At 67.4% G+C, this 14,214-nt stretch carries 16 protein-coding genes; 14 read left to right on the top strand and 2 right to left on the bottom strand.

Annotation, left to right across the window (positions count from 1 at the left end; all coding sequences use genetic code 11):
* The first annotated feature begins 13 nt into the window (after nucleotides 1–13).
* From AB0N61_RS02555 to AB0N61_RS02535, 5 genes are all read left to right on the top strand, one after another.
* Nucleotides 14–577: a hypothetical protein gene (locus tag AB0N61_RS02555; RefSeq protein ID WP_363361466.1), complete on the top strand. Its 564-nt coding sequence runs from the start codon at nucleotides 14–16 to the stop codon at nucleotides 575–577.
* A complete protein-coding gene (locus AB0N61_RS02550) occupies nucleotides 574–1,293 on the top strand; it encodes a class I SAM-dependent methyltransferase (protein WP_363361465.1) in 720 nt (239 codons plus the stop codon). Before AB0N61_RS02555 ends, AB0N61_RS02550 begins: the two co-directional genes overlap by 4 nt.
* A 45-nt stretch (nucleotides 1,294–1,338) precedes the next feature.
* Entirely contained in the window at nucleotides 1,339–2,400 is a 1,062-nt protein-coding gene (locus AB0N61_RS02545; RefSeq protein WP_167948731.1) for a polyprenyl synthetase family protein, read from the top strand.
* Between the two features lie 57 nt (nucleotides 2,401–2,457).
* Complete coding sequence (locus AB0N61_RS02540; protein WP_363361463.1) at nucleotides 2,458–3,831, top strand: FAD-dependent oxidoreductase; 1,374 nt, start codon at nucleotides 2,458–2,460, stop codon at nucleotides 3,829–3,831.
* Nucleotides 3,832–3,911: 80 nt separating this feature from the next.
* The gene (locus AB0N61_RS02535; RefSeq protein WP_363361462.1) at nucleotides 3,912–4,925 is read left to right on the top strand and encodes an alpha/beta hydrolase; all 1,014 of its coding nucleotides are present in this window, start codon (nucleotides 3,912–3,914) and stop codon (nucleotides 4,923–4,925) included.
* Between the two features lie 12 nt (nucleotides 4,926–4,937).
* On the opposite strand, the gene AB0N61_RS02530 is transcribed toward AB0N61_RS02535, so the two are convergent.
* Both AB0N61_RS02530 and AB0N61_RS02525 read right to left on the bottom strand, forming a co-directional pair.
* Nucleotides 4,938–5,570 carry a GntR family transcriptional regulator gene (locus AB0N61_RS02530; RefSeq protein WP_167948734.1) on the bottom strand — a complete coding sequence of 211 codons (633 nt, stop codon included), beginning with the start codon at nucleotides 5,568–5,570 and terminating at the stop codon, nucleotides 4,938–4,940.
* 444 nt (nucleotides 5,571–6,014) lie between these two features.
* Nucleotides 6,015–6,503 (bottom strand): YajQ family cyclic di-GMP-binding protein, encoded by a 489-nt coding sequence (locus AB0N61_RS02525; protein WP_167948756.1) that lies wholly within the window; start codon nucleotides 6,501–6,503, stop codon nucleotides 6,015–6,017.
* Between the two features lie 188 nt (nucleotides 6,504–6,691).
* Between AB0N61_RS02525 and AB0N61_RS02520 the strand changes: the two genes are divergently transcribed.
* The 9 genes from AB0N61_RS02520 (at nucleotide 6,692) to rpsG (ending at nucleotide 14,129) form a co-directional block, all read left to right on the top strand.
* Nucleotides 6,692–7,900: a maltose ABC transporter substrate-binding protein gene (locus tag AB0N61_RS02520; RefSeq protein WP_363361460.1), complete on the top strand. Its 1,209-nt coding sequence runs from the start codon at nucleotides 6,692–6,694 to the stop codon at nucleotides 7,898–7,900.
* Nucleotides 7,901–7,966: 66 nt separating this feature from the next.
* Nucleotides 7,967–9,571 carry a maltose ABC transporter permease MalF gene (gene malF, locus AB0N61_RS02515; RefSeq protein ID WP_363361459.1) on the top strand — a complete coding sequence of 535 codons (1,605 nt, stop codon included), beginning with the start codon at nucleotides 7,967–7,969 and terminating at the stop codon, nucleotides 9,569–9,571.
* Between the two features lies 1 nt (nucleotide 9,572).
* Complete coding sequence (locus tag AB0N61_RS02510; protein WP_363361458.1) at nucleotides 9,573–10,499, top strand: sugar ABC transporter permease; 927 nt, start codon at nucleotides 9,573–9,575, stop codon at nucleotides 10,497–10,499.
* Nucleotides 10,500–10,579: 80 nt separating this feature from the next.
* On the top strand, nucleotides 10,580–10,732 hold the full coding sequence (locus AB0N61_RS02505) for a hypothetical protein (protein ID WP_363361457.1): 153 nt from the start codon (nucleotides 10,580–10,582) through the stop codon (nucleotides 10,730–10,732).
* A gap of 98 nt (nucleotides 10,733–10,830) precedes the next feature.
* Nucleotides 10,831–11,856 (top strand): ABC transporter, encoded by a 1,026-nt coding sequence (locus tag AB0N61_RS02500; protein ID WP_363361456.1) that lies wholly within the window; start codon nucleotides 10,831–10,833, stop codon nucleotides 11,854–11,856.
* A 68-nt stretch (nucleotides 11,857–11,924) separates the two neighbouring features.
* On the top strand, nucleotides 11,925–12,356 hold the full coding sequence (locus AB0N61_RS02495; RefSeq protein WP_363361455.1) for a hypothetical protein: 432 nt from the start codon (nucleotides 11,925–11,927) through the stop codon (nucleotides 12,354–12,356).
* A gap of 59 nt (nucleotides 12,357–12,415) precedes the next feature.
* The gene (locus tag AB0N61_RS02490) at nucleotides 12,416–13,063 is read left to right on the top strand and encodes a spermidine/putrescine ABC transporter substrate-binding protein (RefSeq protein ID WP_185274928.1); all 648 of its coding nucleotides are present in this window, start codon (nucleotides 12,416–12,418) and stop codon (nucleotides 13,061–13,063) included.
* 221 nt (nucleotides 13,064–13,284) lie between these two features.
* Nucleotides 13,285–13,653 (top strand): 30S ribosomal protein S12, encoded by a 369-nt coding sequence (gene rpsL / locus AB0N61_RS02485; protein ID WP_013584051.1) that lies wholly within the window; start codon nucleotides 13,285–13,287, stop codon nucleotides 13,651–13,653.
* Nucleotides 13,654–13,658: 5 nt separating this feature from the next.
* The gene (gene rpsG / locus AB0N61_RS02480) at nucleotides 13,659–14,129 is read left to right on the top strand and encodes a 30S ribosomal protein S7 (RefSeq protein ID WP_050722490.1); all 471 of its coding nucleotides are present in this window, start codon (nucleotides 13,659–13,661) and stop codon (nucleotides 14,127–14,129) included.
* Nucleotides 14,130–14,214: the final 85 nt, after the last annotated feature.

The raw sequence follows: 14,214 nt of genomic DNA, 5'->3' as shown, positions 1-14,214 counted from the left end.
CTACGCTGAGTGCATGAGCGACGTCCGCCCCGCACCCGGCACCGAGATGATCTTCCAGTGGCGCAAGTGGGACGGATCGCCGCACTGGCGCCATGAATGCGTGTACCTCGGAGCCGACGAGTGGGGCGACTGGATCGGCCAGCCGGTCGGCTGGACGAGCGCTCGACCGGGCGCCGGTTTTATCGCCGAAGCGCCCAATGTGACGCTCGTGCCGCGGCAGCCCGACTTCGCCCTGACCGTGAACCGCGACCATCCGAAGGGCATGCGGGTCTACATCGACATCGGATGGGACGTCCGCTGGTCGGACGACCCGCTGCTGGCGCTCGGCATCGACATGGACCTCGACGTCGTGCGCGTCGACGGGCCCCGAGGCACCTGGGTCGACGACCGCGACGAGTGGGCCGAGCACAGCGCGCGCTACGGGTATCCCGCCGAGGTCATGACCAGACTCGAGGCTCTGGCGCTCGACCTCGAGCAGCGGGTGCGCGATCGCATCGCTCCGTTCGACGACGCGACGCCGGATCTCTGGCTCGACCGCCTCGACGCGCTGCACCTCGCGCCTAGACTGGGCGTGTGACCTCGAACGAAGCCAACCGCGCCGATCTCGGCAAGGACCCCGCCCGCGTCAGCGGCATGTTCGACCAGGTCGCCGCGGGCTACGACCGCACGAACACGGCGATGACGGTCGGCAATGACGCGCTCTGGCGCGCGGCGACGACCAGGGCCGTCGCCCCGAAGCCGGGGGAGAAGATCCTCGACCTGGGGGCTGGCACCGCGTCGTCCTCGGCGTCTCTCGCCCGCAGCGGCGCACAGGTCGTCGCCGCCGACTTCTCGCCGGGCATGCTCGCCGAGGGGCAGCGCCGTCACGGCAGCATCCGCAATCTCTCATTCGTGCAGGCGGATGCCACCGATCTGCCGTTCGACGACGGCGAGTTCGACGCCGTCACCATGTCGTACGCGCTGCGCAACGTCAACGACCCCAAGAAGGCGCTGCGCGAGCTGCTGCGCGTCACGAAGCCGGGCGGACGCCTCGTGATCAACGAGTTCTCGACACCTCCGGGATCGGTCTTCCGCGCCGCGTACCGCTTCTACAACTCGCAGGTCCTTCCCCGTGTGGCCCGCATCGCCGGAACCAACGGCGAGGCCTATGACTACCTCAACGAGTCGATCCGCGACTGGCCCGACCAGAAGAAGCTGGCCGCGTGGATCCGCGAGGCCGGGTGGACCGAGGTCGAGTACCGCAATCTCTCGTTCGGGATCGTCGCGCTGCACCGGGCGTTCAAGCCCGCGTGAATGCGACGCGCGAACCCGACCACCTGACGACGGTAGGCTGAGACCGTGACTTCGAGCCGCGTAGCCCCGGGTTCGCGACTGGCGAGCCGTCTCGGTTTCAGCGACCGTGTCTTCATCGGCACCGCCGGTCGGCGCATCGCACAGGCGATCGAAGACGGGCTCGAGCTCGTCGAGACCGGCCTCGCCGACGACGTGCGCGTGGCCGACCCGCTGGCCGATGCCGCCAGCCGCTACCTCTACGAGGCCGGTGGCAAGCGCATCCGGCCCGTGCTGACGCTGCTCGCGGCCCAGCTGGGCGACGGCAACACCGACCAGGTGATCGATGTGGCGAAGGCCCTCGAGATCACCCATCTCGGCTCGCTGTACCACGACGACGTCATGGACGGTGCCGATCGCCGCCGGGGCGTGCCCGCTGCACAGACCGTGTGGGGCAACAACATCGCGATCCTGACCGGCGACATCCTGTTCTCGCGCGCGAGCCAGCTGATGTCACGCCTGGGCGAGCGGGCCATCCGCCTGCAGGCCGACACCTTCGAGCGTCTCGTCCTCGGGCAGATGCACGAGACGATCGGCGCTCAGCCCGACGACGATCCCATCGAGTTCTACCTGCAGGTGCTGGCTGACAAGACCGGCTCTCTCATCGCCGCAGCGACGCAGGGAGGCGTGATCTTCTCCAACGCTCCGTCGGAGTACGAAGAGCCGCTGCGCGTGTACGGCGAGAAGATCGGCGTCGCCTTCCAGCTGCTCGACGACGTCATCGACCTCTCGGCCAAGCCGGAGGACACCGGCAAGGTGCCGGGCACCGACCTGCGCGCCGGGGTTCCGACGATGCCGTACCTGCTGCTGAAGGCCGAGACCGATGCAGCGTCGGTCGACCTCGCCGCGCGCATCGACGACGGTGTGACGCTGATCGCCGACGGTTCGGACCCCGCGATCCTCGACGGGCCGTTGACCGAGCTCCGCGACCACGTCGGAACGCAGAAGACCCTGGCGCTCGCGCATTCCTGGACGAAGGATGCGATCGACGCGCTCGCCCCGCTGCCGCGTGGCACCGTGCGTGAAGCCCTCACCCGCTTCGCAGAGACCCTCGTCGAGCGCTCCAGCTGACCGTGTCGCGGCTTCGGCCGCGTGCGCCGGGCGTGACGGCATACGAAAGGACCCCTAATGACCAAGCTCAGACTGGCCATCGTCGGAGCGGGCCCCGCGGGCATCTACGCGGCCGACATCCTGCTGAAGGCCGAGCGCAAGTTCGACGTCTCCATCGATCTCTTCGAGCAGCTCCCGGCGCCCTACGGCCTGGTCCGCTACGGTGTCGCGCCAGACCACCCCCGCATCAAGGGCATCATCACCGCGCTGCGCGATGTGCTCGACCGCGGCGACATCCGCCTGTTCGGCAATGTGCGATTCGGCGAGGACATCACCCTCGAGGACCTGAAGAAGCACTACAACGCGGTCATCTTCGCCACGGGCGCGATCCGGGACACGACGCTCGACATCCCGGGCATCGACGCGGTGGGCGCCTACGGCGCGGCCGACTACGTGAGCTGGTTCGACGGGCACCCCGACGTGCCGCGCGAGTGGCCGCTCGATGCGGCATCCGTCGGCGTGCTGGGCAACGGCAATGTCGCTCTCGACGTCGCCCGCATGCTGGCGAAGCACGCCGAGGACCTGCTCGTCACCGAGGTTCCCGAGAACGTCTACGAGGGCCTGAAGGCGAGCGCCGTCACCGACGTGCACGTGTTCGGTCGGCGGGGTCCCGCTCAGGTCAAGTTCACCCCCCTCGAGCTGCGTGAGCTCGGCGAGCTGCGCGACGTCGACATGGTCGTCTACGACGAGGACTTCGATTACGACGAGGCGTCGAAGGATGCCGTGGCCAGCAACAAGCAGGTCATGGTCATCGACCGCATCCTGCAGTCATGGCGCAAGCGCGACTCGGCGAACAACGCCGGAGGCACGGCCTCGCGTCGTCTGCACCTGCACTTCTGGGCGCGTCCGGTGGAGGTCCGCAAGGACGATGCGGGTCGCGTCGCGGCACTCGTCTACGAGCGCACGAAGCCCGACGGACAGGGCGGCGCCGTCGGCACGGGCGAGATGCGCGAGGTGCCCCTGCAGGCGCTCTACCGCGCCATCGGCTACTTCGGCTCGCCTCTTCCGGGTGTTCCCTTCGACAAGAAGCACGGCGTCATCCCCAACCGCGAGGGCCAGGTCCTCGCCAAGGACTCGAACCAGCAGATGCCCGGCATCTACGCGACGGGGTGGATCAAGCGCGGGCCGGTGGGCCTCATCGGCCACACCAAGTCGGATGCCATGGAGACCGTGCGGCACATCATCAACGACCAGGGGTCGTGGTGGCACCCGGAGGACCCGTCCGAAGAGGCGATCCCCGCCCTGCTTCTCGAGCGCGGCGTGAAGTGGACCGATCTCGACGGCTGGCACCGACTCGACGAGCACGAGATCGCCCTCGGGGCGCCGCACGAGCGCGCCCGCGTCAAGGTCGTGCCTCGCGACGAGATGGTGCGCGTCTCCCGCGGAGAGTGACCGACGCGGGATCGGAGCCAGCACCCGTCGCGCCCAGAACGGCATCCCCCCGGTGGGCACCGGTTCGATAGCCTGGCGGCATGCCTGAGTGGATACCGGACATCCTCGGCGACGAGTTCGAGCAGCTCACGCTCGAACTCGGCGAGGATGACGAGGGGCCGCTCGTCGCCACGCTCGTGCGCGCGCTGCCGCGCGAGCGGCCATGGTGGGACCGCCTGCGCGGGCAGAGCGCTCCGCTCGCCGACGTCGACGTGCTGTACGTGCACGGCTGGTCGGACTACTTCTTCCAGAAGCGACTCGCGCGCTTCTGGACCGCCCGGGGTGCCCGCTTCTTCGCACTCGACCTGCGCAAGTACGGCCGGAGTCTCCGTGACGGACAGACGCCGGGCTACATCACCGACCTCGTCGCGTATGACGAGGACATCGCCGCCGCGCTCTCGGCGATGGGGCGGGGCAGTGCAGGCTCGGCATCCGCCCGACGGCTCGTGCTGCTCGGTCATTCGACCGGCGGACTGACCCTGAGCCTGTGGGCGTCGCGGCACCCTGACACCGCGCATGCGGTGATTCTGAACAGTCCCTGGCTCGAGTTCCAAGTCGCCTCCGCCCGCCCCCTCATCGCTCCGGTCGCCGAGCTGCAGGCCAGGTGGGCGCCTCGCGACGTCGCCCCGCAGGTCGACCTCGGCTTCTACACCCGCGCGCAGCAGGAGGTCGCCGATCCGGAGGACCCTGTCGAGGTGAATCTCGTCTGGCGTCCTGCGCAGACGATGGCCGTGCACGCGGGATGGTTCCATGCGATCCTCACCGGACACGCGAAGGTCGCGGCGGGGCTGTCGATCGACGCACCCGTATGCGTGCTGCTGTCGGCGCGCTCAGCGACGCCCACGCGATGGTCCGAGGACCTGACCAGAGCGGACTCGGTTCTGGTCGTCGACGACATCGCGCGGGCGTCGCTGAAGCTCGGGCCGTCCGTCACCGTCGAGCGCATCGACGGTGCCCTGCACGACGTCTTCCTCTCGCGACATGCGGCCAGGGAAGACGCCTATGACCGCCTCGACCGCTGGGTCAGAGGATGGACGGCCGCGCGTCGACGGTGATCGGACGAGCCGTCAGACGTAGTGCATCAGGCGTGCCTGCCGCTCGGCGTCGTCGGCATCGCCGCGCAGCACCGCATCGCGGAAGTCGCGATAGACCTGGAGCATGCGTATGCGGTCGTTCTCGGGGACGCTCCAGCCGCGGAGGTTGCGGAACAGCGCCATGCTCGCGTCGTTGATCAGCACCTGGTGCTGCGCGTTGCGACTGCGAGCGCTGAGGAACGAGAACACCGCCCACCGGGTGTTGGAGATGTGGACGTCGTCGTCGAGCGCCGTGAACATGTCTTCGACCAGTGCTGCGAGGTTCTCGCGCTCCTGCTGACTCATTCGGGCCACGCCCATCCGCGCAGCCACGCCCGCCTGATACCCCGCGAACTCGAGCGTCTGCTCGACGGTCTCGGCAGTGACAGCGGTGACCTCGGTGTATCTGCTCGGGTACATCGTCACGAGACCGAGACGCTCGAGGCGCTGTAACGCCTCTCGCACCGGAGTCCGCGACACGTGCAGTTCTTCGGCGACATCGACATCGCGGATGCGGTATCCCGGTTCCAGCACGCCGTCGACGATCTGTGCGCCGATGTGCTGGAACACCTCCTCGGCCAAGAGCTGCTTGCTTTCTCGAATACTCGTCATCGAGTTGTTGGTCATGGATTGCCCCCAGTTGCTTTCCAGATCCGGGCTCCCCATGATGTGCCCGGACGGCCACTACATCACGAAGTGGATCGCGATGCCAATAATCCACAGACGAGTTTCGGACGAGCGCGCAGACGCTCGTCATCGGCGCGTCATCGCAGGATCGAGTACGGGTGAATTCTGTGGTCGGCGAGTGTTTGGGACACTCGCCGACCACAGACGACGGGGTGCACGGAGCTGATCTGCGCCCAGTCCCCACAAGGCGGGAACCGCGATCCGCGAAGCGCGGAACCGTGGTCCGGCAGCGCGTCATGCATCGCCGCATCGTCTGTCGCATCGGGACGCGACTGCATCCAGTCTCGGGCACGTCGACTCATATACCGGAATGGGATCTCGGGCATAGAGAAGGGGACGGATGCCGCGGCATCCGTCCCCTGTGCGTCCTGGGCCAGTCCGGGGTCAGCGGTAGTTGATGAACTGCAGGTCGAGATCGAGATCCGCGCCCTTGAGCAGCGCGATCACCGACTGCAGGTCGTCTCGGCTCTTCGACTGCACGCGAAGCTCGTCGCCCTGGATCTGGCTCTTCACGCCCTTCGGACCCTCGTCGCGGATGATCTTGTTGATCTTCTTCGCATTCTCCGAGGAGATGCCGTCCTTGAGCGTCGAGACGATGCGGAACTCCTTGCCGCTGGCGAAGGGCTCGCCCGACTCGAGGCTCTTGAGCGAGATGCCTCGCTTGATGAGCTTCGACTGGAAGACGTCGAGAACGGCGTTCGCACGCTCCTCGGTGCCGGCGATGATCAGGATCTGCTCGCCGCTCCAGGCGATGGAGGCGCCCGTGCCCTTGAAGTCGTAGCGCTGCTCGATCTCCTTGCGCGCCTGGTTCAGGGCGTTCTCGGCCTCCTGGTGATCCACTTTCGAGACGATGTCAAAGGAACTGTCAGCCATACCCAAAGTGTATCGACATGGCCGTTTTCACGCTCACTTGGAAGCGCTTCCATCAGGCCTCACCCGTCATACCGCGGTCACAGCTTGGTATCGAAGGTTCCTTGCATTGCGATTCTCGTCGTTATCGATGCATACTGTAAGCGCTTGCAGTCCTTGCAGGCCACCAGCACTCAGAGAGGCACACACCAATGAAGGTGAACAAGAGGGGCATCGTCGCCGCCGGCGTCATCGCGATCGTTTCGACTCTTTCCCTGGCCGGTTGCTCGACGGCGACCGACGGCGGCGACGCGTCCGAGGGTGAGAACGGCGGCTCGCTGACCGTCTGGGTCGACGCCGAGCGCGTCGACGCGCTGCAGAGCGCCGCCGACTCCTACGAGGAGAAGACCGGCGTCAAGGTCGAGCTCGTGGGCAAGTCCGTCGACGACATGAAGGACGACTTCATCCAGCAGGTGCCGACCGGCAAGGGTCCCGACGTGGTCATGGGCGCGCACGACTGGCTCGGCGAGCTCTCGACCAACGGCGTCGTCGCCCCGCTCGAGCTGGGCGACTCGTCGGCCGACTACCTGCCCGTCGCCCTCCAGGCGGCGACCTACGACGGCACCGTCTACATGCTCCCCTACGCAGTCGAGAACATCGCGGTGCTGCGCAACGCCGACCTGGTCCCCGCAGCCGCGACCAGCTTCGACGACATGATCTCCAAAGGCACCTTCGTCGTCGAGCAGGGCACCGAGGGCAACCCGTACCACCTGTACCCGTTCCAGACGGCGTTCGGCGCCCCGGTCTTCGGCACCGACGACTCGGGCAGCTACGACCCGACCGACCTGCAGCTCGGCAGCGAGGGCGGCTTCGCGTTCGCGGACTGGCTCTCCGCGCAGGGTGCCGCGGGCACGCTGAACACCGACATCGACGGCGAGATCGCCAAGCAGCAGTTCCTCGACGGCACCGCGGCCTTCTGGCTGACCGGCCCGTGGAACGTCGGAGCGGCGACCGAGGCGGGCATCAACGTCGCGATCGACCCGATCCCGAGCCCCACGGGCGAGACCGCATCGCCGTTCGCCGGCGTCAAGGGCTTCTTCGTGAGCTCCGAGTCGAAGAACAAGGTCGCAGCGAACGACTTCCTCGTGAACTACATCGGCACCGAAGAGGTCCAGCTCGAGCTGTTCGAGGCCGGCAACATCCTTCCCGCACTGACGGCCGCCGCCGACTCCGCAGCCTCCGACCCGATCATCGCCGGCTTCCAGGCCGTCGGCGCGGATGCCGTGCCGATGCCCGCGATCCCCGCGATGGGTTCGGTCTGGGAGTTCTGGGGCGTGGCCGAGGCCGCGATCATCAACGGCTCCGACCCGACGACGACGTGGCAGAAGCTCGTCGACGACGTCACTGCAGCGATCAAGTAAGACACCCAGCACCATCCCTGCCGGGGCGGACCTCGTCCGCCCCGGCAGCTCGACGACGGGGACGAGATGACACAGACCGCCGAGCCCACGGCTCCACTCACCAAGCGCCAGCGCCAGGCCGCCGGGATCGCCGAGGCCGCATCCGGGCCGATCGGCTGGATGCTGCTGAAGATCCTGCTGCTGGCGATCGTCGATGCCATCGCGCTGTATGCCGCATTCGTCCTCTTCGGACAGCAGGAGTGGCTGGTGCTCGGCCTGGTCGTCGCCGTCACCGTGCTCGTCAACTACATCTACTTCTCCCGCAAGCGCATCCCCGCGAAGTACCTCACGCCCGGCATCATCTTCCTGATCGTCTTCCAGGTGTTCACGCTGCTGTACACGGGGTACATCGGCTTCACGAACTACGGCACCGGCCACAACGGCACCAAGGACCAGGCGATCTCCTCGCTCCTCGCCTCCGCCCAGGAGCGTGTCGAGGACTCCCCGACCTATCCGGTCACGGTCGTCGAGCAGTTCGGCACCTATGGGCTCCTGGTCACCGATCCCGAATCCGGCGACGCCCTGCTCGGCACGGCCGAGCAGCCTCTGCAGGAGGTCGACGCGGAGTTCGACGGCGGTCAGGCCACGTCGGTCGACGGGTGGACCACGCTGCCGCTGGCGCAGGTGTTCACCCTGTCCGAAGAGCTCGAGTCGCTCTCGGTGCCGTTCAGCGACGACCCCAACGACGGGAGCCTGCGCGCCCCCGACGGACAGAACGGATATCTGTACGTCTCGACCCTCGAGTACGACGCGGATGCCGACACCATCACCGACACGACGACCGGAGTCGTGTACTCCGACACCGGCGAGGGGTCGTTCATCGCCGAGAACGGCGACGAACTGCTTCCCGGCTGGCAGACCACCGTCGGATTCGACAACTTCGTGCGCGCCGTGACCGACGACTCCATCCGCGGACCGCTCATCTCGGTCACGATCTGGACGTTCGTGTTCGCGGTGCTCTCCGTCGCCACGACATTCTTCCTCGGGCTGCTCCTCGCGCTGGTCTTCAACAACACGCGGATGCGGTTCCGCAACGGCTACCGGATCATCCTGATCCTCCCGTACGCCTTCCCGGCGTTCCTCTCCGCGCTCGTCTGGGCCGGAATGATGAACGAGAGCTTCGGCTTCATCAACCAGGTGATCTTCGGGGGAGCGGACATCCCATGGCTCACCGATCCGAACCTCGCGAAGGTCTCGGTGCTGCTGGTGAACCTCTGGCTCGGCTTCCCCTACATGTTCCTCGTCTGCATGGGCGCCCTCCAGGGGATCCCCGAAGACGTCAACGAGGCCGCGGTGATGGACGGTGCCAACCCGTGGCAGGTGTTCCGTCGCATCAAGCTTCCCCTGCTGCTCGTCACTGTCGCGCCGCTGCTGATCTCGTCGTTCGCGTTCAACTTCAACAACTTCAACCTGATCTACATGCTGACCAAGGGCGGGCCGCGGTTCGACGACGTCAGCATCCCGGTCGGGCACACCGACATCCTGATCTCGATGGTCTACAAGGTGGCGTTCACGGGGCAGTCCCGTGACTACGGTCTCGCCTCCGCGTTCACGATCCTGATCTTCATCGTGGTCGCGACGATCTCGATCATCAGCTTCCGCAAGACCAAGGCCCTCGAGGAGCTGAACTGACATGAGCATCACGGACACGCGCACCGCCGCCCGCCCTGCCGCCGTCGAGCAGAACCTCGCCCCCCGTCGCCGGAGCGTCGGTGCATGGTTCGCCGACACAGGATGGCGCCATGTCGTCGCCATCGTCGTCAGCGCGTTCGCGCTGTTCCCGCTGCTGTACGTCGTCTCGGCGTCGCTGAACCCGAACGGCACGCTCACCGGATCGAACCAGCTGTTCTCGGCATTCGGCTTCGACAGCTACGTGCGCATCCTCACCGACCCCCAGAACCCCTACGGGCTGTGGTTCCTGAACACTCTCGTGATCGCCGTGGTCACCGGAGCGGTGACGGTGTTCATCGGCGCCCTCGCCGCGTATGCCTTCTCGCGAATGCGCTTCGCGGGCCGCCGCATCGGCCTCGTCACGATCGTCGTCGTGCAGATGTTCCCGCAGCTGCTCGCCGTGGTCGCGATCTTCCTCCTGATGTCGACCCTGGGGGACTGGTTCCCCGCCATCGGCCTCAATACGCACACGGGCCTGATCCTGGTGTACCTCGGAGGCGCGCTCGGGGTGAACACCTACCTGATGTACGGGTTCTTCAACACCCTGCCGATGGAGCTCGACGAGGCGGCCCGCATCGACGGCGCCGGGCACGCGCGCATCTTCTTCACGATGATCCTTCCGCTGGTCGCGCCGATCCTCGCCGTCGTCGCGTTGCTGTCGTTCATCGGCACGGTCAACGAGTACGTGATCGCGAGCGTCATGCTCGTCGACGTCGAGCAGCAGACCCTGGTGGTGGGTCTGACGAAGCTCGTCGCGAACCCCCGATACGCCGACTGGTCGGCCTTCTCCGCCGGCGCTGTGATGGCGGCCATCCCGGTGATGATCCTGTTCCTGTTCCTGCAGCGGTACATCGTCGGCGGACTGACCGCGGGCGCCACGAAGGGCTGATCGACTCATCAGCGGTCGTGGTCGCAGCGTTCACGGCGTTGCGACCGCGACTCGCGCCAGGGTGGTCGTACCGTGATGACATGACGCGTGTGGCCGGGCGGAACCCGGCGATCAGCTGGGTGGCCGGAGTGCTCTGCGCGGGCGTGATCGGCGCTCTCGTCTGGTTCTCGATGCCGATCGTGCCGGTCGTCACATCGTTCGTCGGCGACACCCTTCGCGCGACTCTTCCCTAGCGATCACGGGCTGGACGACACGTCGGCACGCCTCCCGAGCGGTGCGGACGCGCGGCGGTAATCTCGCAATGCACACATCCGATGAGAGGCGCACCCCCATGAGTGACCCCGAGGTTCCCCAGCCCGAGCGGCCGAAGGACGTCAACGACGTCGTCGACAGCGCGAACGCTGGACTCGACGCCGCCGCTGCAGCGGGTGCAGGCGTGCACGGCACGCCCGCGGACCCCGCGCACGAGACGTCCGCTCCGACACCCGCCCAGCCTGCCGTCGACCCCGATCTCGCCGCATTCGAGGCGGCCGAGAAGGATCACCCCGGCACCTTCGCGACACCCGAGCTCAACGACCCGAAGTACCTCGACGACGCAGACGCCACGACGACGTCGTGGAACACGGATGCCGACGCGACCGCCGCGTACACCCCGCCCGCCGCGCATGAGCAGTCCGCTCTCGCCGGAGCCGCGTACTCGTCGGTCGACAACACCGAGACCCGGATCGTCCCGTCCGAGCCGCCCGCCGCCGAACCGGCCCCTGCCGAGCCGGTCATCGCTCCGGTGCAGCAGCAGCCGATCTTCGTGCAGGCGCCCGAACCTCCCCGTGAGCGGGGAAACCGGGGGACCGCCGGCGCGATCGGGCTGCTCGCGACCATCGCGTTCGCCATCCTCTACCTGGGCGCGACGCTCGGACTCCGCGCGGTCGCGGGCGACATCACGGGGGAGAACATCGGCGAGGCCGCACTCGCTCCGCTGATGACCTGGGGCTACTGGGTTCCGGTCGTCGTGTTCTTCTTCGGCTTCTGGCTGCTCGGCGCGTTCATCAACCGCGGACGCTGGGGGCTCTGGGTGGTCTTCGGCATCATCGTGGGGCTCATCGCCTACGGGGGACACATCCTCGGCGCGCTCTTCGAGGCGCCCTTCTGGCTGCTCACCGCTCGGGAGGGGAGCGAGCTCATCGGAGCCCAGCTCTTCCACCCGCTCGCCATCGCGGCCTTCGTGTTCGGACGCGAGCTGACCATCTGGTTCGGGGCCTGGGTCGCCCGCAGCGGCGCGCGCAAGACCGAACTCAACGCCGAGGCGCAGCGCGAGTACGAGCGCACGCTCGAGGCCGGTCCGACGCTCTCGAGGTAGTCACGAACATGTCATCGCCGAACCCCCGTGGACCCGCGTCCCCGGGGGTTTCGGTCATCCTGGCGCTGGTGCTCGCCACGATCAGCTTCTTCGCGCTGGCGGTGTTCGGACTCGGCGCGCTGAGCGTGGCCACCGACAGTGACATCATCACCGTCCCGGGTCTGGGGCAGGTGCCGGGCGCTGTCGCGATGCTCGCGGCGGTCGTGGCATTCGCGCTGTCGCTCTGGGGCTCGCTGCGGCGCTCGCATCCGTCGTTCCTCGCGGCACCTGCGGTCGGGCTGGCTGCCGCACTCGCGCACCTGGTCGTCATGTGGATCGCGGTCGCCGCCGCGAGCGGGGATCTGATCGTGGCGACGGTCGTCGCGGGCGATCTCGTCCGCGGCGGAGCGAGCCTGGTGCTCCTCATCGCCGCGGCGATCGCCGCCTGGGGCGGCATCGCGCTCCGGCGCACGCGCGCTCAGCATCCGCAGTGGCCCTGGGAGCGCGACGAACAGGAGTGACGCCCCGCCGTCGTGCCGAAATCTCGGTGGTAGCAGCGCGCGCGCCGTACGCTCTAGGTGTGGAGCGCTCGTTGGAGACGCAGGTCGACCAGGCCGTCGCGGCCTGGCTGCTGTGGGTGCCGCGCTGGGAGCCGGCGACTCATCGCGGTCGCGTCGCGCCCTGTCGGCGCTGCCTGGGCTCGCCGATCCTGTCGGCGGCGGGCATCGGCTCGAACACGCCGCACGGGGTGCAGCACGGCCTCTCTACGCGGATCAAGACGATCGTCGACCACGCCGTGGCCGAGTACACCGCCCGGAACCTGCCGATGCTGCAGCGCGAGCTCGACCAGCAGGCCGCCCGGAACCGCGCGCGCAGCTACCGTCCGGCCGACGGGCTGGATCCCGAGTTCGACGGGCTGCCGCTCGATCCCGAACCGATCCCCGGTGCGCCGTTCCTCTTCACGATCGCCGGCATGGCGGACGAGGCGGTCGATGAACTGCCGCCGCTGCCGCCGTTGAGCGACGAGGCTAAGGTGGCACTGCGGCAGGAGGTCGCCCTCGCCGACGAGTATGCGAACATGGTCGGCCGCGAGATCTGCGGCATCCTGCTGCGCCACCGCATCTACATCCAGGCAGCGATCTCGCAGCACGTCGAGCCGCAGATCGAGGCACTGCTGGCCGAACTCACCGACTCGCTCGACTCGCCGTTCGACCCGGACCAGTCCTAGCGGCCGCCCCGACCGCTGCGACCATTTGACCACCACGTTACGCGGCATTACACTTGATCAGGTGTGTGCACGTCTCGACGTGCGCGCTGGGCGTCGGCACCATGCCGGTCCGCCCCCACGGCATACCCACCACCACAAAGGCTCGTCGATTCCGGCGTGCCGGTGGGTCACTGATGTGAAACCCATCACGCTGTCACCGTGCAGCATTATGAGGAGAGAACGTGCCAACCATTCAGCAGTTGGTTCGCAAGGGTCGCTCGCCCAAGGTCTCGAAGACCAAGGCGCCTGCACTCAAGTCGAACCCGCAGCAGGCCGGGGTCTGCACCCGCGTCTACACCACCACCCCGAAGAAGCCGAACTCGGCGATGCGCAAGGTCGCTCGTGTGAAGCTCCGCAACGGCACCGAGGTCACCGCCTACATCCCCGGTGAGGGCCACAACCTCCAGGAGCACTCGCTGGTGCTCGTCCGTGGAGGCCGTGTCAAGGACCTCCCCGGTGTCCGTTACAAGATCGTCCGTGGCGCCCTGGACACCCAGGCCGTCAAGAACCGTAAGCAGGCTCGCAGCCGCTACGGCGCGAAGAAGGGCTGAGTCCAATGCCTCGTAAGGGTCCCGCCCCCAAGCGTCCCGTCGTCAACGACCCGGTATACGGCGCTCCGATCGTCAGCCAGCTCGTCAACAAGATCCTGGTCGACGGCAAGAAGTCGCTCGCCGAGTCGATCGTCTACAACGCCCTCCGTGGTGTCGAGGCGAAGAACGGTCAGGACGCCGTCGCCACTCTGAAGAAGGCGCTCGACAACGTGCGCCCGACTCTCGAGGTCAAGAGCCGCCGCGTCGGTGGCTCGACCTACCAGGTTCCGGTCGAGGTCAAGCCGCACCGTGCGAACACCCTCGCACTGCGCTGGCTCGTCAGCTACGCCAAGGGTCGTCGTGAGAAGACGATGACCGAGCGTCTCCAGAACGAGATCCTCGACGCGTCCAACGGTCTCGGTGCAGCGGTCAAGCGCCGCGAGGACACGCACAAGATGGCCGAGTCGAACCGCGCGTTCGCTCACTACCGCTGGTAAACAGCTTCGCCCGCCCCCGATCACACATCGGGGGCGGGCACCCCCCTCTTCGCAGTACGACTGCACAAAAGATAAGGACACTCCT

Origin of the sequence: Microbacterium sp. NPDC089320 (genome assembly GCF_040684875.1) — a bacterium.
Classification (GTDB): Bacteria; Actinomycetota; Actinomycetes; order Actinomycetales; family Microbacteriaceae; genus Microbacterium.
This window is presented reverse-complemented; position numbering and strand designations above follow the sequence as displayed.